The organism is Streptomyces sp. NPDC030840, from assembly GCF_055572015.1.
Genome location: NZ_JBVIEE010000025.1, coordinates 82183 through 104533, shown reverse-complemented (window position 1 = coordinate 104533; position 22351 = coordinate 82183). Strand labels below are relative to the sequence as shown.

19 protein-coding genes are annotated in these 22351 nt (G+C 70.7%); 11 read left to right on the top strand and 8 right to left on the bottom strand.

Features of this window, described 5'->3' with window-relative positions; translation table 11 throughout:
- Window positions 1-23 precede the first annotated feature (23 nt).
- Window positions 24-1136: an AI-2E family transporter gene (locus ACZ49J_RS37475; RefSeq protein ID WP_467450555.1), complete on the bottom strand. Its 1113-nt coding sequence runs from the start codon at window positions 1134-1136 to the stop codon at window positions 24-26.
- A gap of 421 nt (window positions 1137-1557) precedes the next feature.
- Here ACZ49J_RS37475 and msrA point away from each other — a divergent pair, with 421 nt between their 5' ends.
- Window positions 1558-2070, top strand: coding sequence for a peptide-methionine (S)-S-oxide reductase MsrA (gene msrA, locus ACZ49J_RS37470; RefSeq protein WP_467450553.1), 513 nt, complete (start codon window positions 1558-1560; stop codon window positions 2068-2070).
- A gap of 192 nt (window positions 2071-2262) precedes the next feature.
- Here msrA and ACZ49J_RS37465 read toward each other — a convergent pair whose 3' ends face one another.
- Window positions 2263-3381: a hypothetical protein gene (locus ACZ49J_RS37465; RefSeq protein ID WP_467450552.1), complete on the bottom strand. Its 1119-nt coding sequence runs from the start codon at window positions 3379-3381 to the stop codon at window positions 2263-2265.
- A gap of 325 nt (window positions 3382-3706) precedes the next feature.
- On the opposite strand from ACZ49J_RS37465, the gene ACZ49J_RS37460 reads away from it, so the two are divergent.
- On the top strand, window positions 3707-4861 hold the full coding sequence (locus ACZ49J_RS37460) for a cystathionine gamma-synthase (RefSeq protein WP_467450550.1): 1155 nt from the start codon (window positions 3707-3709) through the stop codon (window positions 4859-4861).
- Between the two features lie 27 nt (window positions 4862-4888).
- On the opposite strand, the gene ACZ49J_RS37455 is transcribed toward ACZ49J_RS37460, so the two are convergent.
- The 3 genes from ACZ49J_RS37455 to ACZ49J_RS37445 all read right to left on the bottom strand — a co-directional run bounded on the left by ACZ49J_RS37455 (window position 4889) and on the right by ACZ49J_RS37445 (window position 6402).
- A complete protein-coding gene (locus ACZ49J_RS37455) occupies window positions 4889-5137 on the bottom strand; it encodes a hypothetical protein (RefSeq protein WP_467450548.1) in 249 nt (82 codons plus the stop codon).
- Window positions 5138-5156: 19 nt separating this feature from the next.
- Window positions 5157-5651, bottom strand: a complete 495-nt coding sequence (locus ACZ49J_RS37450; RefSeq protein ID WP_467450547.1) for a sigma factor-like helix-turn-helix DNA-binding protein — start codon at window positions 5649-5651, stop codon at window positions 5157-5159.
- Window positions 5652-5895: 244 nt separating this feature from the next.
- Complete coding sequence (locus ACZ49J_RS37445) at window positions 5896-6402, bottom strand: MarR family winged helix-turn-helix transcriptional regulator (RefSeq protein WP_467450639.1); 507 nt, start codon at window positions 6400-6402, stop codon at window positions 5896-5898.
- A 164-nt stretch (window positions 6403-6566) separates the two neighbouring features.
- Between ACZ49J_RS37445 and ilvA the strand changes: the two genes are divergently transcribed.
- The 3 genes from ilvA to ACZ49J_RS37430 all read left to right on the top strand — a co-directional run bounded on the left by ilvA (window position 6567) and on the right by ACZ49J_RS37430 (window position 9880).
- Window positions 6567-7796: a threonine ammonia-lyase gene (ilvA, locus tag ACZ49J_RS37440; protein ID WP_467450544.1), complete on the top strand. Its 1230-nt coding sequence runs from the start codon at window positions 6567-6569 to the stop codon at window positions 7794-7796.
- 231 nt (window positions 7797-8027) lie between these two features.
- Window positions 8028-9038, top strand: coding sequence for an ATP-binding cassette domain-containing protein (locus ACZ49J_RS37435; protein WP_467450541.1), 1011 nt, complete (start codon window positions 8028-8030; stop codon window positions 9036-9038).
- Window positions 9035-9880 carry an ABC transporter permease gene (locus tag ACZ49J_RS37430; protein ID WP_467450540.1) on the top strand — a complete coding sequence of 282 codons (846 nt, stop codon included), beginning with the start codon at window positions 9035-9037 and terminating at the stop codon, window positions 9878-9880. The genes ACZ49J_RS37435 and ACZ49J_RS37430 overlap by 4 nt, the downstream gene beginning before the upstream one ends.
- A gap of 137 nt (window positions 9881-10017) precedes the next feature.
- Here ACZ49J_RS37430 and greA read toward each other — a convergent pair whose 3' ends face one another.
- Window positions 10018-10515, bottom strand: coding sequence for a transcription elongation factor GreA (gene greA / locus ACZ49J_RS37425; RefSeq protein ID WP_467450538.1), 498 nt, complete (start codon window positions 10513-10515; stop codon window positions 10018-10020).
- Window positions 10516-10716: 201 nt separating this feature from the next.
- Window positions 10717-11115, bottom strand: coding sequence for a DUF4307 domain-containing protein (locus ACZ49J_RS37420; RefSeq protein ID WP_467450536.1), 399 nt, complete (start codon window positions 11113-11115; stop codon window positions 10717-10719).
- Window positions 11116-11297: 182 nt separating this feature from the next.
- Between ACZ49J_RS37420 and mca the strand changes: the two genes are divergently transcribed.
- Together mca and ACZ49J_RS37410 are read left to right on the top strand one after the other, a co-directional pair.
- Complete coding sequence (gene mca / locus ACZ49J_RS37415; protein ID WP_467450534.1) at window positions 11298-12179, top strand: mycothiol conjugate amidase Mca; 882 nt, start codon at window positions 11298-11300, stop codon at window positions 12177-12179.
- Window positions 12172-12441, top strand: coding sequence for a hypothetical protein (locus ACZ49J_RS37410; RefSeq protein ID WP_467450533.1), 270 nt, complete (start codon window positions 12172-12174; stop codon window positions 12439-12441). The genes mca and ACZ49J_RS37410 overlap by 8 nt, the downstream gene beginning before the upstream one ends.
- A gap of 48 nt (window positions 12442-12489) precedes the next feature.
- Here the strand turns inward: ACZ49J_RS37410 and ACZ49J_RS37405 are convergent, their stop codons facing one another.
- Complete coding sequence (locus ACZ49J_RS37405) at window positions 12490-15711, bottom strand: tetratricopeptide repeat protein (protein WP_467450530.1); 3222 nt, start codon at window positions 15709-15711, stop codon at window positions 12490-12492.
- 201 nt (window positions 15712-15912) lie between these two features.
- Here ACZ49J_RS37405 and ACZ49J_RS37400 point away from each other — a divergent pair, with 201 nt between their 5' ends.
- From ACZ49J_RS37400 to ACZ49J_RS37385, 4 genes are all read left to right on the top strand, one after another.
- A complete protein-coding gene (locus ACZ49J_RS37400; RefSeq protein ID WP_467450528.1) occupies window positions 15913-17946 on the top strand; it encodes a thioredoxin domain-containing protein in 2034 nt (677 codons plus the stop codon).
- A gap of 217 nt (window positions 17947-18163) precedes the next feature.
- On the top strand, window positions 18164-19426 hold the full coding sequence (locus ACZ49J_RS37395; RefSeq protein WP_467450527.1) for a glycosyltransferase: 1263 nt from the start codon (window positions 18164-18166) through the stop codon (window positions 19424-19426).
- Window positions 19423-21093, top strand: a complete 1671-nt coding sequence (locus tag ACZ49J_RS37390) for an ArnT family glycosyltransferase (RefSeq protein WP_467450525.1) — start codon at window positions 19423-19425, stop codon at window positions 21091-21093. Before ACZ49J_RS37395 ends, ACZ49J_RS37390 begins: the two co-directional genes overlap by 4 nt.
- Entirely contained in the window at window positions 21090-22292 is a 1203-nt protein-coding gene (locus ACZ49J_RS37385) for a glycosyltransferase (RefSeq protein WP_467450524.1), read from the top strand. The genes ACZ49J_RS37390 and ACZ49J_RS37385 overlap by 4 nt, the downstream gene beginning before the upstream one ends.
- The last annotated feature ends 59 nt before the right edge of the window (window positions 22293-22351 follow it).

Genomic DNA, 22351 nt, shown 5'->3' with positions numbered 1-22351 from the left:
ACCGGTTCGTCGAGACGGCCGCGCTATGACGGGAGGGCGGCCGTGTCCGACCCCCCGGTCCCCGTGTCCTGTGACGGCTCGCTGAGCTGGTCGCGCACATAGTTCCAGACCACCGCGATCAGTGCGGCGATCGGTACGGCGAGAAGACTGCCCACGATGCCGGCCAGATTGCCGCCCAAGGTCACCGCCAGGAGAACGACGGCCGCGTGAAGGCCAAGCCCCCGACTTTGGATCATGGGCTGGAACACGTTGCCCTCGAGTTGCTGCACCACGACGATGATGGCCAGCACGATCAGCGCGTCCGTCAGCCCGTTGGACACCAGCGCGATTAGAACCGCGACGAAACCGGCGAAGAGGGCGCCTACGATCGGCACGAACGCGGAGACAAAGGTCAGCACCGCCAGCGGGAGCACCAGCGGTACCCCCAGAACCCACAGGCCCAGGCCGATCAGGACGGCGTCGAGCAGGCCGACGGCCGCCTGGGAACGCACGAACGCGCTCAGGGTGTCCCAACCGCGCGCGGCCACGGTCGGGACGTCGTTGGCGAGCCGACCGGGCAGCTGGCGGGCGAGCCACGGCAGGAACCGCGGGCCGTCCTTGAGGAAGAAGAACATCAGGAAGAGTGCCAGGACGGCGGTGACCACGCCGTTCACCACGGTGCTCACCCCCGTGACGACAGCGCCGACCATGCTGCCGAGCCCCTCCTGAGCCCGGGCGACCGCGGTGTCGAAGGCCTTGGTGATCTGGGCGTCCCCGATGTTCAACGGCGGACCGGCGGCCCACTCGCGCAGCTTCTGGATTCCTTCGACGACACCGTCGGTCAGCTCGCCCGCCTGGGACGCCACCGGCACGGCGATCAGCGCCACGACGCCCATGGCGACCAGGAGGAACAGCACGGTCACGACCGACGCGGCGAGCGCGGGTTTCCACCCGTGACGACGCAGGAAACGAGCCGAGGGCCAGGTCAGTGTGGTCATGAGCAGGCCGACCACGAGCGGCCAGACCACCGACCACATCCGGCCCAGAAGCCACAGGGCCACCGCGAGCATCAGGAATATGAGCAGCAACTCCGCGGAGACGCGCGCCGATGTGCGGAGCGCTGCGCGGGCTCTGGTGGAACTCAACGTGGCAGTCACGGAGGCACCCTATTGGTACTCACGTCACACCGGTATCGCTGGCCGGGGTGTGGATACCACCGGCGCGCACGCCCCTGGCCGGGGGCGGGCCAGGTCTGATCCTGCCGACCGCATCACAGAGGATCGGCGCCCGTTTGCCCCTCGCCTGTGGGACGGCCACACCGACCGGTTCGCCGCCGACCACTGCGACGACGGCCGTCTGTCCGGCCTTGGCCGCCGTCATGACCTTGGAGGCCGCGGACACCCGGTTCTCGTCGGCCCGGCGGCTCTGACCCGGATTTCGATGGCCTGGTCGAGGGCCGGACGGACGGGCACGGAATCGCCAGGAGCCCTCACGCGTTGAGGAAGCTGGGCGTCGGATGCCGGTGGTGTGGCGGCGAGCAGCCCGAGTGACCAAGCTGACACGTATGGGAGGGCCGCGATGGCTACGCAGACGCAGAGGGCCGTGCTGGCGGGCGGATGTTTCTGGGGAATGCAGGACCTGATCCGCCGGCTCCCGGGCGTGACGGCGACCCGAGTCGGATACACCGGGGGTGACGTGCCGAACGCGACGTACCGGAACCACGGCACGCACGCGGAGGCCATTGAGATCCTTTTCGACCCGGAGAGGACTGACTTCCGCGCGCTCCTGGAGTTCTTCTTCCAGATCCACGACCCGAGTACCAAGAACCGCCAAGGCAATGACATCGGCCTCAGCTACCGCTCGGCGATCTACTATGTGGACGACGAGCAGAAGCGGATCGCTGAGGACACGATCGCGGATGTGGACGCCTCCGGCCTGTGGCCGGGCAAGGTCGTCACCGAGCTGGAGCCGGTCGGCCCCTTCTGGGAGGCCGAGCCGGAGCACCAGGACTACCTGCAGCGTTATCCGGACGGCTACACCTGCCACTTCCCGCGTCCGGGATGGCGGCTGCCAGCCCGTACGGAGGGCTGAGGGCGAGACGGCCCGGCGGCAGGCGGAAGCCGACTGGCGGGGTTCCCGCAGCCGCGCGTGCCTGCGCCACGGGCCGACGTGCGCCAGAGCTGCGTCACACCTCGCCCAACGTACGAGCACGGTCAGACAGTGCGCGACACCGCCCGGCCGGGCAGCGGCAGGCCGGTGACCTCCGCGCGGCCTCGGGTCCGCTCAGGCCTGGAGCGTCGCCGGGCTGCCGCCGTTGGCCTCGTAGCCCGCGACCGCCAGCGCCCGGTATATCGCGTAGTCCGCGGCCGGGTCGGCCGTGAGGGTCCACGGCAGGGCGCCCACATGGCCGTCGACGTGGACGAGCTGGTTCATCGCCTCGGCCCAGCGCTCGCCGCGGACCAGGAAGTACACCAGGAGGTGGCGGACGTGGGCCAGCATCGGGTCGTCCGGGCGGGCCGCGTGCACCGCGAAGAGGGCGCCGTGGACCGCCTTCGTCACGACCTCGCTCTGGTAGAAGCCGCTGACCAGGTTCACCTCGGGCAGGTGCTCGAAGACCGCGAACAGGGGCATGGCCGCGAGGAGCGAACCCTGCGGCGCACGGGCCGCGGCCGCCTCCGCGAAGGCGTACGCCAGCTCCCGCGAGCCGTGCCACTTCTCGCACCAGTAGTGCAACGCCGCCAGGTGCGCACCCATGTGCGTCGGGGCGCGGTCCAGGATCTTCAGCCAGAGCTTCTCGAACTCCGGCTGCTCATAGGCGAGTCCGCGCGCCACCGACAGCTCGATGATGTACGGGATCGGGTCACCCGGAGCCAGCAGCGCCGCCTCACCGCAGGCGGCCTTCGCCTCCTCCATGATGATCCGGAAGTCGTCGGTGCCCGGCGTCGACGTGCGCCAGGCCTGCTGCACCAGGAACTCCGCGTGCACCGCCGCACCGCCCGCGTCCTTGGGCGCCTCGGCCCGCCACACGCGCAGCCACTGCCCGCCGGGGGACTCGCTCACTCCGCCCGGACGCTGCTGCAGCTCCAGCGCCGCGGCGCCCGCGAAGGCCTGCACCCGCTGCCACCGCCGCTCGCCCTCCGCCTCGGTGCCTGCGAGCAGCTGCGACGCGGCGCGGTGGTTCTGCGTGCCCTGCACCACGTCCAGTACGTCCAGCAGGTCCTGGTCGGCGCCGGGCATGCGGATGTCCAGCTCCTCCTGCCGTACGAAGCCGTAGTTCGCCGGGTCCGCGGCGTCCGGGTCGCCGGGCGCCACCTGCTGGATTCCGGCACGCCTGCGCATCAGGACCGGGCCGATGACGAAGCTCATCATGACCAGCGCGATCAGGACCCAGAGAATCTCCATGCCTCAAGCGAACCAGACGGCTCTGACAATTGGCCAACCTGGCCGCGTCACGACTTGGTTCCTGACCGCTTCACGACTTGGTTCCTGGCCGGAGCGCTCCGCGGGTGGGCGGGGGAGCGGGAGGGTTCGGTTCCGCGGGGTCGTACGGCGGCCGTGGGTGGGTTTCGGGCCATCCGCGTGCATCTCTTCCCGGGCGGGCCACGCGTCTCTTTCCCGGTCGGACCACGCACCCGCCCCGATTCCGGCGCACGCGATCGTTGCCGGCCGGTGGCGGCATCGGGCGTCCGCCGTCATCCGTGCGCCGCGCGCACTACGCTCGATGCCCATGAGCGACAGGCACATCAGTCAGCACTTCGAGACACTCGCGATCCACGCCGGCAACACCGCGGATCCCCTCACCGGCGCGGTCGTCCCGCCGATCTACCAGGTCTCGACCTACAAGCAGGACGGCGTGGGCGGCCTGCGTGGCGGATACGAGTACAGCCGCAGCGCGAACCCGACCCGTACCGCGCTGGAGGAGAACCTCGCCGCCCTGGAGGGCGGACGCCGCGGTCTCGCGTTCGCGTCCGGGCTGGCCGCCGAGGACTGCCTGTTGCGTACGCTCCTCAGCCCAGGCGACCACGTGGTCATCCCCAACGACGCGTACGGAGGTACGTTCCGTCTGTTCGCGAAGGTCGTCTCGCGGTGGGGCGTGGAATGGTCCGTGGCCGACACCAGCGATCCCGCCGCCGTACGGGCCGCCGTCACCCCGAGGACCAAGGTCGTGTGGGTGGAGACCCCCTCCAACCCGCTCCTCGGCATCACCGACATCGCCGCCGTCGCGCAGGTCGCCCGTGAGGCCGGCGCCAAGCTGGTCGTCGACAACACCTTCGCCACCCCGTACCTCCAGCAGCCGCTCGCGCTCGGCGCGGACGTCGTCGTGCACTCGCTGACCAAGTACATGGGAGGCCACTCGGACGTGGTCGGCGGCGCCCTCGTCGTCAGCGACCAGGAACTGGGTGAGGAACTGGCGTACCACCAGAACGCGATGGGCGCGGTCGCCGGCCCCTTCGACTCCTGGCTGGTGCTGCGCGGGACCAAGACGCTCGCGGTGCGCATGGACCGGCACAGTGAGAACGCGACCAGGGTGGCCGACATGCTCAGCCGGCACGCGCGCGTGACGCGCGTGCTGTACCCGGGCCTTCCGGAGCACCCGGGGCACGAGGTCGCCGCCAAGCAGATGAAGGCGTTCGGCGGCATGGTCTCGTTCCAGGTGGAAGGGGGCGAGGAGGCGGCCGTCGAGGTCTGCAACCGCGCCAAGGTGTTCACGCTCGGTGAGTCCCTGGGCGGCGTGGAGTCCCTGATCGAGCACCCGGGCCGCATGACGCACGCGTCGGCGGCCGGTTCGGCGCTGGAGGTGCCCGCCGATCTCGTACGCCTCTCCGTGGGCATCGAGAACGCCGACGACCTCCTGGAGGACCTGCAACAGGCCCTGGGCTAGGGCGCATGGATCTCGCAGGGGCCCTGGTCACCAGCCGGTGATCGGTGGAGTCGTGTCCGACGGCGGCTCCACCCAGGGGCGTGCCATCGACGCCCACACGGCGAACGCGACCACCGCGGCCAGCAGCACCAGCCACATGATGCGGCGGGCCACGGTCCTGCGGCGCAGCATGCGCCCGCCGCGCCGCACCACGTCCCCGTACAGGTCGGGCGGCACGGCGGGCGGTGTCCGCTCCAGCATCCGCCGCACGGCCGCCTCCCGGTCGTGCACGCTCATGAGCCACCTCCGCCAGGTCTCACGACGGCGCCGCCTTCGCCTCCGCGGTCGTCGGCGCGGGCCCGCGCGGCGGATGGAGCAGGGTCGCCATCGCACGGGCGCAGAGCGTGTGCACGCGCTCGACGGGCAGCCCGAGCAGTGCCGCCGTCTGCTCCTCGGCGACGCCCTCGTACACCCTCAGGACGACGATCAGCCGCTCCTGGGGGGTGAGCCCCGCCAGAACGTTCACCGGAGCGGCACGGAACCGGCCGTGCTGGTGCCACGCCCCGCGTGCGAAGCGCACCGCCAGCTGCTGGCGCGTCCGGTCGTACGGGTCCTCGCCGCGCAGCCGGTCCCACGAGGCGTACGTGTGGGCGAGGGCCAGGGTCAGCAGGCGCCGCGCGCGCGGGTTGTCGTCCGGCGCTTCCGCGGTGAGCAGCGTCGCGGCATGGAGGAGCCGCCCAGCCGCGCCCGCGACGAACGCCTCGAACTCCCGGGCCCGGCGGGCGCCTTGGGACGCCTGCCGATCTCGCACCGCGCCTCCCCCTGAGGGCACCCCGACGAAAGGACCGGCCCCGGCCGGGTACGGACGACGGGACAGCCGTACGACAGGGGCCTGATCTCATATCAGACCGAGGGCGGCCCCACGGTCAAGAGCCGCGCAGCGCCGGAGCCGGGCGCCGGGGAGCCGCGCGCCGGCGTCGAAACGGTCCTCCACGCGCGCGTGCGGGACGATCACCGACCGCGCGCGGGCACGGGGTGCGGGCGACCGCCGCCGCTCAGGACGTGGGCGACGAGTCCCCCATTCCGACGCCCGTGACGGCCATGCGGGCGGAGAGAGCGGTGTTGAAGCGGGTGAGGAGAGCGCAGAACGCCTCTCGCTCCTCCGGGGCCCAGTCGTGGGTCAGCTCGGCCATCAACTGGCGCCTGGAGGAACGGACTTCCTCCAGGCGGGACAGTCCGCGCGGGGACAGCTGGAGCACCACCGCGCGCCCGTCCTCCGGGTGCGAGGTGCGCTTGACGAGCCCGGTGTCGACGAGCGGGGCCACCTGGCGGGTGACTGTGGACGAGTCGATCCCCATGCTCGCGGCGAGCGCCTTGACGCCCATCGGGCCTTCCTTGTCGAGACGGTTGAGCAGCAGGTACGCGGCGCGGTCCATGGAGTTGCGCACCTGCCCGACACCGCCGAGCCGGGTCTGTTCGGCACGGCGCGCGAACAGCGCTACCTCGTGCTGCAGCGCGTCGAGAAGACCGGTGTCACCGACGGTCGACATGTCCATCGACATTTCAGGTGTTGTGGGCATGGCCGGGGGCTCACTTCATTGCGAGGGTGCTGGGTTGGGGGACAGAGTACGCGGCGGACAGGCACGTCGTGCGGGCGCTTCGCAATCCAGTTTCGCCCCTTGGTCACTCCGGCGCCCTGCCGCTGTGAACTGCGAGACTGGTGGTCATGAGCTACAGCACGGCTGACTCCTTGCCACGGGTGACCCTCGACGACGTGCGGGGCGCCCAGAAGATGCTCACGGGAGTCGCGCGGGTCACCGCGATGGAGGGCAGCAGGCACCTGTCGCAGCTGGTGGGCGCGCCGGTGCACCTGAAGTGCGAGAACCTGCAGCGGACCGGTTCGTTCAAGCTGCGCGGAGCGTACGTGCGCATCGCCGGGCTGCTGCCCGAGGAACGTGCCGCGGGCGTCGTGGCGGCGAGCGCGGGCAACCACGCGCAGGGCGTCGCCCTGGCTTCCGAACTTCTCGGAGTGCGCTCCACGGTCTTCATGCCGAAGGGCGCCCCGCTGCCGAAGGTCAGCGCGACCCGCGAGTACGGCGCCGACGTGCGCCTGCACGGCGTGGTGGTCGACGAGACGCTGGCCGCCGCGCAGGAGTACGCGGAGCGGACGGGCGCGGTGTTCATCCATCCCTTCGACCACCCCGACATCATCGCGGGCCAGGGCACGGTGGGCCTGGAGATCCTCGAGCAGTGCCCCGAAGTGCGCACGATCGTCGTAGGGATCGGTGGGGGCGGGCTCGCCGCGGGCATCGCGACGGCCGTGAAGGCGCTGCGCCCGGGCGTACGGATCGTGGGCGTGCAGGCGGAGGGGGCGGCCGCGTATCCGCCCTCGCTGGCGGCCGGGCGCCCGGTGGTGATCGACGCCCCGGCGACCATGGCCGACGGGATCAAGGTCGGGCGGCCGGGTGACGTACCGTTCGGCATCGTCAGCGAACTGGTCGACGAGGTCCGCACGGTCTCGGAGGACCAGCTGTCGGCCGCGTTGCTGCTCTGTCTGGAGCGGGCCAAGCTCGTCGTCGAGCCGGCGGGGGCGAGCCCCGTCGCGGCGCTGCTGAGCGGGCCGGACGCTTTCGAGGGGCCGGTGGTCGCGGTGCTGTCCGGCGGCAATGTGGATCCGGTGCTGATGCAGCGCGTGCTGCGGCACGGTATGGCCGCGCAGGGCCGCTACCTGGCCGTCCGGCTGCGGCTGACGGACCGGCCGGGCGCCCTCGCTACGCTCCTGGGGACGTTGTCGGTGGTCGACGCCAACGTCCTCGACGTGAGTCACGTACGGACCGACCCACGGCTCGGACTCGCGGAGGCGGAGGTCGAGCTGCACCTGGAGACGAAGGGCCCTGAGCACTGCGCCGAGGTCGGCCAGGCGCTGCGGGAGGCGGGCTACACGGTGATGGACTGACCTCCGCTCGCGTCGGCGGAACCCGTCCGTTCCGCTTCCACCGCGGCTGACCGCCGAGGTCAGGGGCCCTGTGTCACTCGTTCGGGAAAATCCGTTGAGGGACGCGATACATCGCGTTAGGGTGTCTCGCGATGTGGACCTGCCGGGCGGATGATAGCCCGCCTGGCGCATCCAGCAAAGCACGCAGACACAGTCCTACCGAAGAAATCCCCAACGAGGTGGAGAAATTACATGCCGGGCGCCATCTATGCCGAAGGCCTGGTGAAGACCTTCGGTGACGTAAGGGCACTGGACGGCGTCGACCTCGATGTCCCCGAGGGCACGGTGCTGGGCCTGCTCGGGCCGAACGGCGCGGGCAAGACGACGACCGTCCGCTGTCTGACGACCCTGCTGCGGCCCGACAGCGGCACGGCCGTCGTCGCGGGCATCGACGTCGTCAAGAACCCCGACGCCGTGCGGCGCTCGGTCGGCCTGTCAGGACAGTTCGCCGCGGTCGACGAGTACCTGACGGGCCGGGAGAACCTGCAGATGGTCGGCCAGCTCTACCAGATGAAGGCGAAGGCCGCGAAAGCGCGCGCGGACGAGCTGCTGGAGCAGTTCAACCTCGCGGACGCCGCCGACCGGACCACCAAGACGTACTCCGGAGGTATGCGCCGCCGCCTCGACCTGGCCGCCGCGCTGGTCGTCTCACCGCCGGTGATGTTCATGGACGAGCCCACGACCGGGCTCGACCCGCGCAACCGCCAGCAGCTGTGGGACGTCATCAAGCAGCTGGTCTCCGGCGGCACCACCCTGCTGCTGACCACCCAGTACCTCGAAGAGGCCGACCACCTGGCGCACGACATCGCGGTCGTCGACCACGGTCGTGTCATCGCCCGCGGCACCTCCGACCAGCTCAAGGCCCGCACCGGCGGAGAGCGTGTGGAGGTCGTGGTGCACGAGCGCGAGCACATACAGGCTGCCTCGGAGGTGCTGAGGGGCTTCGGCAAGGGAGACACCACCGTCGAGGAGCACATGCGCAAGCTCACCGTGCCCGTGACCGGTGGTGCCAAGCTCCTCGCCGAGGTCATCCGCGAGCTGGACACCCGCGGCATCGAGATCGACGACATCGGGCTGCGCCGGCCCACCCTGGACGACGTCTTCCTCTCCCTGACGGGACACGTCGCCGAGGTGAAAGAGGAAGAGCGCGGCACACCCCAGGACACCAAGGGCTCCAAGCGCAGGAAGGAGGCCGCCAAGTGAGTGCCGCGACCGACGCCGCGCCCGCAGCGGCACCCGCGAACCCGATCGGCCAGTCCGTCCGCGACTCGCTGGTCATCGCGAAGCGAAACCTCATCAGGATGTCCAGAATCCCCGAAATGGTGATTTTCGGACTCATTCAGCCCATCATGTTCGTGGTGCTGTTCAGCTACGTCTTCGGCGGCTCCATGAACATCGGCGGCAGCACGGACCCGGGCAGGTACCGCGAGTTCCTGATGGCCGGCATCTTCGCGCAGACCGTGACCTTCGCCACCGCGGGCGCCGGCGCGGGCATCGCCGACGACATGCACAAGGGGCTCATCGACCGCTTCCGCTCCCTGCCGATGGCCCGTGGTGCGGTGCTGACCGGCCGGACGCTCGCCGACCTGGTGCAGACCGCGCTCACCCTGCTCGTCCTGGCCGTGGTCGCCCTCCTGGTCGGCTGGCGCACGCACACCAACATCGGCGAGGTGCTCGCCGCCTTCGGCCTGCTGCTCCTCCTCGGATACGCGTTCACCTGGATCGGCGCGCTGATCGGCCTCTCCGTGCGTACGCCCGAGGCGGCCACCTCCGGCGGACTGATCTGGCTCTTCCCGGTCACGTTCGTCTCGAACGCCTTCGTGGACTCCAGTCAGATGACGCCCTGGCTTCGGCATGTCGCCGACTGGAACCCGTTCAGTGCCACCGTGCAGGCCTGCCGTGAGCTCTTCGGCAACCCCGGGGTGACACCGTCGGACGCCTGGCCCATGCAGCATCCGGTCTGGGCCTCACTGATCTACTCGGTCGTGATCGTCCTGATATTCAGGACGCTGGCGGTACGGAAGTACCGCTCGGCGACGGCGTGACAGCGGGCCGGGCATGACGCCGGGCCGGGCATGAAGCCGGACCCGGCATGACACCGGGTACGACGATGCCCCCGGTGCCGCGAAGGGCACCGGGGGCTCGCCGGAAAAACGGTCCGTGCAGTCGGCCCTGGTAGCAGTCAGCCCTGGTAGGGCTCGGCATTGAGGATCTTCACCGAGGCCAGCTTGCCGTTCGGCAGCTCGTACTCGGCGTCCTCACCGACCTTCTTGCCGATCACGCCGGAGCCCAGCGGGGACTGCGGCGAGTAGGTCTCGATGTCGGAGCTCGCGTACTCGCGGGAGGCGAGCAGGAACGTCAGCGTGTCGTCCTCGTCACCGTCGAAGGCGATGGTCACGACCATGCCGGGTGCCACCGCACCGTCCGCCGCCGGTGCCTCGCCGACCTTGGCGGTCTCCAGAAGCTGGGTCAGCTGGCGCACACGGAGCTCCTGCTTGCCCTGCTCTTCCTTGGCCGCGTGGTACCCGCCGTTCTCCCGCAGGTCCCCCTCCTCGCGCGCGGCCGCGATCTTGGCGGCGATCTCCGTGCGCGCAGGACCAGTAAGGTACTCAAGCTCATCCTTGAGCTTGTTGTACGCCTCCTGGGTCAGCCAGGTGACGTTCTCGCTGGTCTGGGTCACAGGTGCTCCTCGTAGGTACTGGGAATACAAAGCATCGCCCTACCCAGAAGAATGTTCCTTCACGAGTGGGCGAAACCACGAGCCTAACAATTCAACAGCCGAAGGGGGAGGACATAAGCCATCAGAATTACATCGACGCAGGTCAGCGCGGTAACTGTCGGGGGTGGCGCAGGCCGGTCGGCCGTACCGCCGGGTGGGAGTTCAGTCGGCGTGGCAGCCGAGCAGTTCGGCCGTGGTGCCGCGGGAGGTGGTGCGGAGCGTGACGACCTTGTCGATGCGGGTGGCGTCCCCGTCGAAGCGGAAGTCCTTCCGGCCCACCTCGGCGCCGTTCTCGGCCTGGGAGCGCACGGTGCAGTAGCCGCTCGCATTCGCGTCCTTGCGCACCTCCAGGTGCACCTTCACCTCGGTGGCCGAGGTCTCGAAGGTGATCACCTCGGCGCTGATCCTGCTGCCGCCGACGTAGTGGTACGCGAACCAGCCGATGAGGACCAGCAGGCCGGTCCCCAGCACCGCCCCGAGGATCTTGAGCGTGCGGTCGGCGCGCTCGTCCGCGGAGCGGCCGTACCGGCCCTCGGGCAGCCGCGTGCTCGCCGTGCTCATGCGTCGTCCTCTCGAAGCGGGCCCGGACGAAGGCCCTGCGAGGGGCCCGGGGGCCGGTCCCGGAATTTTTCGTCCCCCGATTCGGTCACTATAGAAGTCGCCCGACACCCGGGTTCACGCCGGGGCGAGTCACACGAGTCACCGAGTGCGGAAGCGGGCGCCGACTTACGAGGGAATGAGTCTTGACTGACCAGCTGCGACTGATGGCCGTGCACGCGCACCCCGACGACGAGTCGAGCAAGGGTGCGGCCACCATGGCGAAGTACGTGTCCGAGGGGGTGGACGTGCTGGTGGTGACCTGCACGGGCGGGGAGCGCGGCTCCATCCTCAACCCCAAGCTGCAGGGCGACAAGTACATCGAGGAGCACATCCACGAGGTACGCAAGAAGGAGATGGACGAGGCGCGCGAGATCCTCGGCGTCAAGCAGGAATGGCTCGGCTTCGTCGACTCCGGGCTGCCGGAGGGAGACCCGCTGCCGCCGCTGCCCGAAGGCTGCTTCGCCCTGGAGGACGTCGACAAGGCGGCCGGTGAGCTGGTGAAGCAGATCCGCTCGTTCCGTCCGCAGGTGATCACGACGTACGACGAGAACGGCGGATACCCGCACCCCGACCACATCATGACCCACAAGATCTCCATGGTGGCGTTCGACGGTGCGGCGGACACCGAGAAGTACCCGGAGGAGGAGTTCGGCCCCGCCTACCAGCCGCGCAAGCTCTACTACAACCAGGGCTTCAACCGTCCGCGCACCGAGGCGCTGCACAACGCGATGCTGGACCGCGGCCTGGAGTCGCCGTACGGGGAGTGGCTCAAGCGGTGGAACGAGATCCAGCGCAGCGAGCGCACACTCACCACGCACATCCCGTGCGCCGACTTCTTCGAGATCCGCGACAAGGCACTGATCGCGCACGCCACGCAGATCGACCCCGACGGCGGCTGGTTCAGGGTTCCCATGGAGCTCCAGAAGGAGGTCTGGCCGACCGAGGAGTACGAGCTGGCGAAGTCGCTCGTGGATACCTCCCTCCCCGAGGACGACCTCTTCGCGGGCATCCGCGACAATGCCTGACATGAGCGCAAGCCTGGCACTGACACACCTCGTCCCCCTCGCCAAGGAGGTGGACGAGAACAAGGTCACCCCCGGTGTCCTCGGCTTCATCGTGTTCGCGGTGATGGCCCTGGCGGTCTGGGGCCTGATGAAGTCGATGAGCCGCCACATGGGCAAGGTCGACTTCGAGGAGGCACCGGACGAGCAGTCCGGCGGCTCCGGAAAGCCGGCCGCCGAAGCCGCGGCCAAGGCCACGGGCACGGCCAAGCCACAGCGGGGCTGACCGCCGGTCCCCCGAGGGTGACCGGCAGTCGGGGCCCGGTGGAGGCAGTCACTGCCGGGCCGCCACCGGCACCCCCATGACCTCACGGGCGTGCCGGTCCGGCACCATCCCCAGGGTCCAGGCCCGCCACCCGGCGTCCAGGTCGACCCCTCGCTCCAGAAGCAACTGGTAGGCGTCCACGTACTCGTCGAGCTTGGTGTCGCGCAGCGGGTGCGTGGCGCGGGAGAGCTGGGCCAGTTCCTCCTGGGCGACCGCCGTGCCGACCTCTACTCCGCCCGGCGCCGCGTAGGGCAGCAGGGTGCACCGCAGGAACCTGGCCCAGTCCTCGCCCCGGCGGTCGCCGTAGGCGGCGAAGAGCGACAGGGCGTCGTCGCACAGGGACAGGGCCTGCTGGGTGCGGGCGTTGCCGGCGTCGACCACCGCCAGTTCCAGGCAGGTCCACGCCTCGCCGTGGGCCACGCCGATGCGCTGGAAGTCCGCACGGGCGTCGACCAGCAGCTGGCGGGCGAAACCGGAGTTGCGCAGCGAACCCGTCTGGACGGCTCGCTGGTCGCGGGTCACCCGGGCCGAGTGGTGGCGGGCGCAGGCGAGCCCGTACACGTCCCGCATCCGCGAGAACATCGTCCTCGACCGCTCCAGCTCCCGGACCGCCTGATCCAGGTTGCCCGTCTCCTCCAGGGCCTGGCCCAGGTAGTACACCGACCAGGCCACGCCGCGGGCGTCCTCGTTGTCCTGGTGGCGGGCGGCCGCCTGGCGCAGCCCGTCGACGGCGGCGGTGGCGTCGCCGGAGACCATGCGGGCGCGGGCGAGCTGGGTCATGGCCCACGCCGTGCCGCGGGCGTCGCGGGTGCGGCCGTACAGGTCCAGGGCCACGCGCAGCTCCGCCTCCGCGCCCGGCACGTCGCCCATCCGCAGCTTCAGCTGGCCCAGCTGGAAGTGCGCCCACGCCTGGCCGTGCACGGACTCTCCCTCGCCGTGCAGCACCAGCGCCCGGGTGAGGAGGTCGAGGGCCTCCGCCGGCCTCGCCCGGTCCCGCTCCACCGCCGCCAGAGCGTGCATCGTCCAGGCCCGGTCCACCGCCAGTTCCGGCGCCGCCTGGAGGTCCAGTGCCTCCCGGAGCTTCGCCGCCGCCTCGGTCAGGTTTCCCTGGTGGTGGAGCGTGATGCCGAGGGAGCACAGAGCACGGGCCGCGCCCGCGTCGTGGTGCGCCTCCATGTAGAGGTCGACGACGGAGGACAGGGTGGTGCGGGCCTGGTCCAGTTCGCCGAGCTGACGGGCCGCGATGCCCGTGCGCCACTGGACCGAGCGCACCAGCAGGCCCTGGTCGACCGCGCGGGCCAGCTCGCTGATCTCGCCCAGCCGGTAGAGGTCGCCGCGCAGCAGGCAGTAGTCGCACAGGGCGCCCAGCAGGTTCAGGACGGCCGCCTGGTTCACGCCCTCCGTGTGGCGCAGCGCGGCCGTGATGAAGCTGGACTCGTCGTCCAGCCAGCGCAGCGCCTCGTCGAGCGAGGTGAAGCCGTGTGGCCCGAAGCGGTCCGAACGGGTCGACATCTTGCCGTCGACCAGGCGGAGTACCGAGTCGGCCAGTTCCGCGTATGTGACGATCAGGCGCTCGTGCGCCGCCGTCCGTTCCGCCGGATCCTCCTCGTCCAGCAGACGGGCCTGGGCGAAGACGCGGACGAGGTCGTGGAGGCGGTAGCGGTTGCCGCGCACGTGGTCGATCAGGCCCGCGCGGGCGAGTGCGGTCAGGTGCCGGCCGGCCTCCGGCTCGTCCGTGGCCAGCAAGGAGGCCGCCGCGGCGACGCCCAGGGACGCCCGTCCCGCCAGGGCCAGGCGCCGCAGCAGCCGCCGCGCCGGGTCCGGCTGGTCGGTGTAGCGCAGCCACAGGGCACGCTCCACGGGCTCCACCGGGCCGTACGCGCCCAGGTCCGTGGCCAGCCGGGGCGGGGTGCGCGTGCCGCCGAGGGACGAGCCCGCGACGCGCAGGGCCAGCGGGAGACCGCCGCACAGCTCCCGGATGTGCTCGCAGGACTGCGCGTCGTACGGCGCCGAACTGTCCTGGGCCACCGCGCCCAGCAGCTCCTCCGCGCCTGCCTCGTCCAGGGCCTCGACCGGCAGCTGGTGCACCCAGGCGGGAACGTCGGCGGGCAGGTCGAGGGGTCCCCGGGCGGTGACCAGGACGAGGCTGTCGGAGCGGTCGGGGACGAGGGCGCGGACCTGCTCGGGGTCCGAGGCGTCGTCCAGGATGATCGTGACCGGCAGACCCGTCAGATGCTGGTGGTACAGCTCGCCCAGCCGTTTGACCTGCTGGTCGGGGGAGGAACGCTCGCGGAAGAGAAGCTGTTCGCGGGGCGCGCCGAGACGATTCAGCAGATGCAGCAGGGCGTCCCGGGTGGACAGCGGCGGCTCACCCGCGCTGTCACCGCGCATGTCCACCACGCACGCCCCGCGGAACTGGTCCTTCAGATCACGGGCCGCGCGCACCGCGAGCGTCGTACGGCCCGAACCGGGGGCGCCGTGCAGCACGACGACCGTCGAACGGGTCTCGGTGCTGGCCCGCGCGGCCTGCACCCACTGCCGGATTCGGGCCATCTCCGCCCGCCGCCCCGCGAACGGGCCGTCCGCCTCCGGGAGCTGCTGGAAGGACTGCTCCAGCACAGTTCTTCTGCGTGCCGCCGCGCTCTTGTCGGTGCGGCGCAGCTGGGGGGCGCCCTTCTTCGTGCCGGCGCCGGCGGCGGCGCTCGTGTTCGCGCTCAGTACGCGCTGCTGGTCGAGGAACGGGCGGATGCCGCGCACCTCCAGGGCGGTCAGCCACTGGAGTCGCAGCTGTTCGGGGCCGCCGGGCTGGCCCAGCGCTCCGGCGCGGTGGTGGGCGGCCGGGAAGTGGGAGGCGGTCACCTTCAGCACGGTGGCGGCGGCGCCGACGACGCCCACCGTGACACCGGCGCCGAGGGCGGTGCCCGCGCCGGTGCCGAGGGCCAGGTCGGCGACGGCCGCCGCGACCGCGGCCACGGCCGCGACCAGCAGGGGCGTGCCGGCGCCCTCCTTCGCGTACCGCTGGGCGAAGGTGACCTGGCCGGCCTCGGCCTCGTCGAGTGCGCGGGTGTAGGCCGCGTACTCCTCCCTGGCCGCCTCCGCCATGGCGTCGAGCGCGGCGCGTGCCCTGGTGAGCAGTACGCCACCGTCGGTACGGCCACCCGACCGCCGGACCTCTTCCTCCACCGCCCTCGCCAGCAGCCGCTCGGCCTCCACCCGATGGCCGTTCCGCATCACACGTCCCCCTCGCTCGCAGCAACGGCGTTCCCGGCCAAGTGTGCTGCGGATGGGGCCTTGAGGCGAGAGGGCCGGAATGGGGGGCGTGGGGTGTGAGTGCGGGGCGGCCGGGGCCGACCGCCCGTCCGGAGGTTTGTCCGTGGCGTCGGCGACCCGCGGAGTCCTGCTCGATCGGGGTACTGGGGAATGATGGACACCATGGCGAACCGACTGGCCCACGAGACGTCCCCCTATCTCCTCCAGCACGCCGACAACCCCGTCGACTGGTGGCCCTGGTCGGCCGACGCGTTCGAGGAGGCACGGAAGAGGGGCGTGCCGGTGCTGCTCAGTGTCGGGTACAGCTCATGTCACTGGTGCCACGTCATGGCTCATGAGTCCTTCGAGGACCACGAGACCGCCGAGTACCTCAACGCGCACTTCGTGAGTGTCAAGGTCGACCGCGAAGAGCGCCCCGACGTGGACGCCGTCTACATGGAGGCCGTGCAGGCCGCCACCGGGCAGGGTGGCTGGCCCATGACCGTGTTCCTCACGCCCGACGCCGAGCCCTTCTACTTCGGGACTTACTTCCCGCCCGCACCCCGCCACGGCATGCCCTCCTTCCGGCAGGTCCTGGAGGGTGTGCGGGCCGCGTGGGCCGGCCGGAGGGACGAGGTCGCCGAGGTCGCCGGGAAGATCGTGCGGGATCTGGCCGGGCGGGAGCTGAAGTACGGCGCCATGGACGTGCCGGGGGAGGAGGAGCTCGCTCAGGCGCTGCTCGGGCTGACGAGGGAGTACGACGCCTCGCGCGGCGGGTTCGGCGGGGCGCCCAAGTTCCCGCCGTCCATGGTCATCGAGTTCCTGCTGCGGCACCACGCCCGGACCGGTTCCGAGGGTGCCCTGCAGATGGCGCAGGACACGTGCGAGCGCATGGCGCGCGGGGGCATCTACGACCAGCTCGGGGGCGGGTTCGCGCGGTACTCCGTCGATCGCGACTGGGTCGTGCCGCACTTCGAGAAGATGCTCTATGACAACGCCCTGCTCTGCCGCGTCTACGCTCACCTCTGGCGTGCCACCGGCTCCGAGCTCGCTCGCCGTGTCGCCCTGGAGACCGCCGACTTCATGGTGCGCGAGCTGCGGACCGACGAGGGAGGGTTCGCCTCCGCGCTCGACGCCGACAGCGACGACGGGACCGGCAGGCATGTCGAGGGCGCCTACTACGTGTGGACCCCGCAGCAGCTGACCGACGTCCTCGGAGACGACGACGCCCAGCTCGCCGCGCACTACTTCGGTGTCACCGACGAGGGCACCTTCGAGCACGGGCAGTCCGTCCTCCAGCTCCCGCAGCACGAGGGCGTGTTCGACGCCGGGCGCGTCGAGTCCATCAGGCGCAGGCTCCTGGACGCGCGCTCGGCGCGGCCCGCCCCCGGTCGCGACGACAAGGTGGTCGCCGCCTGGAACGGCCTCGCCGTCGCCGCGCTCGCCGAGACCGGCGCGTACTTCGAGCGCCCGGACCTGGTCGAGGCGGCGCTCGCGGCCGGTGATCTGCTCGTACGGCTGCATCTCGACGAGCAGGCGCGGCTCTCCCGGACCAGTAAGGACGGGCAAGTCGGCGCCAATGCGGGCGTGTTGGAGGACTACGCCGATGTCGCCGAGGGGTTCCTCGCGCTGGCGTCCGTCACCGGGGAGGGCGTCTGGCTGGAGTTCGCCGGGTTCCTGCTCGACCATGTGCTCGCCTCGTTCACCGACGAGGAGTCAGGCGCTCTGTACGACACGGCTGTTGACGCCGAGCGGCTCATCCGGCGGCCGCAGGATCCCACGGACAACGCGACCCCGTCCGGGTGGAGCGCGGCGGCCGGGGCGCTGCTCGGGTATGCCGCCCACACCGGTTCCGCACCCCATCGCACCGCCGCGGAACGGGCGTTGGGTGTGGTGAAGGCTCTCGGGCCGCGTGTGCCGCGTTTCATCGGGTGGGGGCTCGCCACCGCCGAGGCGCTTCTCGACGGGCCCCGGGAGGTCGCCGTCGTGGGACCCGCCGCCGACGATCCGGGGACAAGGGCCCTGCACCGTACGGCACTTCTCGGTACCGCGCCGGGCGCGGTCGTAGCGGTGGGGACCGCGGACAGTGGCGAACTGCCGCTGCTGGCCGACCGTCCGCTCGTCGGCGGTGAACCGACCGCGTACGTCTGCCGTAACTTCACCTGTGATGCCCCGACGACCGACGCGGATCGCCTGAGGGCGGCGCTGAGCCGCTGAAATAACGGGCGAAAGCGGTTGCAGAACGGTCTGAAACGGTCCCTGTTCGGATACTTCGGGTTACATCGGCGCCCAATCCGAAACATGTTATTTAACGGAAGTGCCCTCCGGCTTCACAGTTCCCCCCTAATCTCTGCACAGTGACGCGACAGATGTGACTCGCGATGGACCAGTCATGTCCTGTTGCGCACGAGTACTGGGGATCTGGGGGGATCTTTTGCTGACGTCTGTCTTCATCGCTGCCGTTTCGCTCGCTCTGTTCTGGATGGCGGCGTTCACCCTGTGGTGGCAGATGCACGCGTGGCGCACGCCCGAGGTGCTGGCCTCCACCCGGTTCAGCAGACCGGACGGGGACGAACACGTCTCCTTCTCGCTGCTGCTGCCGGCACGGCACGAGCAGGCCGTGCTCGACCACACCATCCAGCGCCTGCTGGAGTCCACGCACACGGACTTCGAGATCATCGTCATCGTCGGGCACGACGACCCGGAGACCACCGAGGTGGCCCGGAAGGCTGCGGAGCGCGACCCGCGCGTCCGGGTCGTCGTCGACACCCATGAGAAGAAGAACAAGCCGAAGGCCATGAACACGGCGCTGCCGCACTGCCGCGGCGACGTCGTCGGGGTCTTCGACGCCGAGGACCAGGTCCACCCGGAGCTCCTGGCCCACGTCGACCACGCGTTCCGCTCCACCGGGGCGGACGTCGTCCAGGGCGGCGTGCAGCTCATCAACTTCCACTCCAGCTGGTACAGCCTGCGCAACTGCCTGGAGTACTTCTTCTGGTTCCGGTCGCGGCTCCATCTGCATGCGCAGAAAGGTTTCATTCCGCTGGGCGGAAACACCGTCTTCGTGCGGACCGGTGTCCTGCGCGAGGCCGGCGGATGGGACCCCAACTGCCTCGCCGAGGACTGCGACCTGGGCGTCCGGCTCTCCAGCGTCGGCAAGAAGGTCGTCGTCGCGTACGACTCCGACATGGTCACCCGCGAGGAGACCCCCGGCAGCCTCATGTCGCTGATGAAGCAGCGCACCCGCTGGAACCAGGGCTTCCTGCAGGTCTACCGCAAGCGGGACTGGAAGCAACTGCCGAGCTTCGGGCAGCGGTTGCTCGCCCGCTACACCCTGATGACGCCCTATCTCCAGGCGATCTCGGGCGTGGTCATCCCGCTCAACGTGGCCATCGCGCTCTTCCTGGACGTGCCGGTCGGCGTCGCCTTCATCACCTTCCTGCCGGCCGTCACCGCTCTCGTCACCTTCGTCTTCGAGGTCGTCGGGCTGCACGACTTCGGCAAGCAGTACGGGCTGCGTGTCCGCTTCGTCCACTACCTCAAGCTCGTGGTGGGCGGCCCCTTCTACCAGGTGCTCCTCGCCGGGGCCGCCGTCCGCGCCGTATGGCGTGAGCAACGCGGCCAGAACGACTGGGAGTTGACCAGCCACGTCGGCGCACATCTCGCGCACGTGAACCGAGAGGACGTTCCTGCGTGACCTCCACCCTTCCCGCGGCGACCGGAGTCAAGGTCCCCGCGCAGCGGACAGCTGCGCCAAAAGCCGGTTCGGCCCCTCGAACAACGCCCCAGGCGCCCCCCGCGCCGCCGAAACGATTGCGCAGCTCGCGCCCCGACCTCGCCCTGTGCGCCGTCCTCCTGGTCGCGATCCTCATCGTCCAGGGCTGGAACATCGCCGACTACCCGACGCTCAGCGACGACGAGGGCACCTACCTCGCCCAGGCCTGGGCCGTCCAGGAGGGCCGGGGCCTCGCCCACTACACGTACTGGTACGACCACCCGCCCCTCGGCTGGATCCAGATAGCCGTACTGACCTGGATCCCGGCGCACTTCGCGCCCGAGTCGATGACCGTCGGCTCGATGCGCGCGGTGATGCTGGTGGTCAGCGCGGTCAGCGCCGTCCTCGTCTACGTCCTCGCACGCCGCCTGTCGCTGCCGCGCTGGGCCGCGGGCCTCGGCATGGTCCTGTTCGGGCTGTCCCCGCTGTCGGTGGTCCTCCAGCGGGAGATCTTCCTCGACAACATCGCGGTGATGTGGACGCTGCTGGCGTTCTGCCTGGCCGCCTCGCCGAGCCGCCACCTCTGGCACCACTTCGGCGCCGGGATCGCGGCCGCGATGGCGGTCCTCACCAAGGAGACGATGCTCCTCGTCCTGCCCGCGGTGATGGTCACCATGTGGCGGCACAGCCACCGCGACACCCGCAAGTTCGCCCTCACCGGCGCCGTCACCGCCTGCGCGCTCATCGGCATCTCGTACCCGCTGCTCGCCCTGCTCAAGGGCGAGCTGCTCCCGGGCGACGGCCACGTCTCGCTGTGGGACGGCATCGCGTACCAGATGACCCGCCCCGGCTCGGGCTTCATCCTCGACCCGGGTTCCGGCTCGTACGGGGTGCTCCAGTCGTGGCTCTACTACGACCGGGTGCTCCCTCTGGGGGGCCTCGCCGGCGCGCTGCTGCTCCTGGTCACCTGGCGCTGGTCGGTGACCGCGCGGGCGCTCGCCGGACCCGCGCTCGCCGTGGCGATCCTCGCCGGGATGGCCATGCGCCCCGGCTACCTGCCCGCGATGTACGTCATCCAGGCGCTGCCCTTCCTCGCCCTGGTCCTCGCGGGCGGCACCGCGAGCGTGGCCCACGCGGTTCTGCGGCGGCGCCGGAGCGAGGACGAGCACCAGTACCTCACCTGGGGGCGGTACGCGGTGGCGGCGGTGCTCGTGGGCGCCTCGGCCGCGTACGTGGTCCCGCGCTGGTACGACGGCAACCGCACCGCCATGACCGCCGACGCCAACGCGCCCTACCAGGCCGCCGCCGAGTGGCTGGGCAGCGAGGTGGAGAACCCGGGGAGGACACGCGTCCTCGTCGACGACGCGCTCTGGCTCGACCTCGTGCACGAGGGCTACCAGCCCGGCCTCGGCGCCATCTGGTTCTACAAGGCCGACCTCGACCCCGCGGTGACGAAGACGATGCCGCGCGGCTGGCGCGACCTCGACTACGTGGTCGCCTCCCCGACGGTACGGCGCGACGCGGTCGACCTGCCGGGCGTCAGGGCCGCGATGGAGCACTCGACTCCGGTCGCCACCTTCGGCACCGGTGAGGACCGTATCGAGATCAGGCAGATCAAGTCCGGCACGGCCGCGGGAGGCGACCGATGAGCAGCTACGAGTCCACCGTCCCCGGGGAGCTGAACGACCCGGCCGTGGACGGCGCCGAGATTCCCGAACCCGGTGCCGTCACCATCGTCGTACCCACCTTCAACGAGTCCGCCAACGTACGCGAACTGCTGCACCAGATCACCGAGTCGGTGCCCGGCAGGCTGCCCTGCGAGGTCGTCTTCGTCGACGACTCCACCGACGACACCCCCCAGGTGATCAAGGAAGCCGCGCAGGACTGCCCGTTCCCCGTCACCGTGATCCACCGCGACGAACCGGTGGGCGGGCTCGGGGGAGCGGTCGTCGAGGGCATGAAGGCGGCGACCTCCGACTGGATCGTCGTGATGGACGGCGACCTCCAGCACCCGCCGTCGCTGGTGCCCGAGCTGGTGGCGACGGGTGAGCGGGCCATGGCCGGGCTGGTCGTCGCCTCCCGCTACATCAAGGGCGGCAGCCGCGCCGGGCTCGCGGGCAGCTACCGCGTCGCCGTCTCCCGCGGGGCGACCTGGCTCACCAAGTCCCTCTTCCCGCGCCGGCTGCACGGCATCAGCGACCCGATGAGCGGCTTCTTCGCCATCCGCCGCAGCGCCGTCACCGCCGGCGTCCTGCAGCCGCTCGGCTACAAGATCCTCCTCGAACTCGCCGTGCGCAGCCGTCCGCGCCAGGTCACCGAGGTGCCGTTCGTCTTCCAGGACCGGTTCGCGGGGGAGTCGAAGTCGACCGCGCAGGAGGGCCTCAGGTTCCTGCGCCACCTGGCGGGTCTGCGGACCGCCTCACCGGTCGCCCGCATGATCGTCTTCGGGCTGATCGGCGTCACCGGATTCGTACCGAACCTCGCCGGCCTGTACGCGCTGACCGCGGCAGGCATGCACTACGTGCCCGCCGAGATCCTCGCCAACCAGCTCGGGGTGCTCTGGAACTTCTTCCTCATCGAGCACCTGTGCTTCCGCGAGCGGCGCAGGCACCGCAAGGGGTGGGACCGCCTCGGCCGGTTCGCGTTGCTCGCCAACGCCGACCTGGTGCTGCGTATCCCGCTGATCGCGCTGTTCGTCAGCCAGTTCGGCATGGACGCGCTGCCCGCCACCGCGCTGGCGCTGGTGACGACGTTCGTCCTGCGCTTCGCCGGGACCGAGGCGCTGGTCTATCTGCCGCGCAGGAACAAGGCCGGGCGCGGGAGCCGCACAGCAAGGAGAACCGCATGAGAGCTCGGGTGGGACCCACACTCCGTAGGGGGCCGGGACTCCGGACGAGACCGGGACTC

Bases quoted from the DNA above. Each gene is read 5' to 3' on its own strand.
- ACZ49J_RS37410 (WP_467450533.1), top strand. From the start codon at position 12,172: ATGCCTGACATGAGCGCAAGCCTGGCACTGACACACCTCGTCCCCCTC.
- ACZ49J_RS37445 (WP_467450639.1), bottom strand. From the start codon at position 6,402: ATGTCGATGGACATGTCGACCGTCGGTGACACCGGTCTTCTCGACGCG.
- ACZ49J_RS37460 (WP_467450550.1), top strand. From the start codon at position 3,707: ATGAGCGACAGGCACATCAGTCAGCACTTCGAGACACTCGCGATCCAC.
- ACZ49J_RS37420 (WP_467450536.1), bottom strand. From the start codon at position 11,115: ATGAGCACGGCGAGCACGCGGCTGCCCGAGGGCCGGTACGGCCGCTCC.
- ACZ49J_RS37455 (WP_467450548.1), bottom strand. From the start codon at position 5,137: ATGAGCGTGCACGACCGGGAGGCGGCCGTGCGGCGGATGCTGGAGCGG.
- ACZ49J_RS37405 (WP_467450530.1), bottom strand. From the start codon at position 15,711: ATGCGGAACGGCCATCGGGTGGAGGCCGAGCGGCTGCTGGCGAGGGCG.
- ACZ49J_RS37465 (WP_467450552.1), bottom strand. From the start codon at position 3,381: ATGGAGATTCTCTGGGTCCTGATCGCGCTGGTCATGATGAGCTTCGTC.
- msrA (WP_467450553.1), top strand. From the start codon at position 1,558: ATGGCTACGCAGACGCAGAGGGCCGTGCTGGCGGGCGGATGTTTCTGG.
- ACZ49J_RS37385 (WP_467450524.1), top strand. From the start codon at position 21,090: ATGAGCAGCTACGAGTCCACCGTCCCCGGGGAGCTGAACGACCCGGCC.
- ilvA (WP_467450544.1), top strand. From the start codon at position 6,567: ATGAGCTACAGCACGGCTGACTCCTTGCCACGGGTGACCCTCGACGAC.
- ACZ49J_RS37435 (WP_467450541.1), top strand. From the start codon at position 8,028: ATGCCGGGCGCCATCTATGCCGAAGGCCTGGTGAAGACCTTCGGTGAC.
- ACZ49J_RS37400 (WP_467450528.1), top strand. From the start codon at position 15,913: ATGGCGAACCGACTGGCCCACGAGACGTCCCCCTATCTCCTCCAGCAC.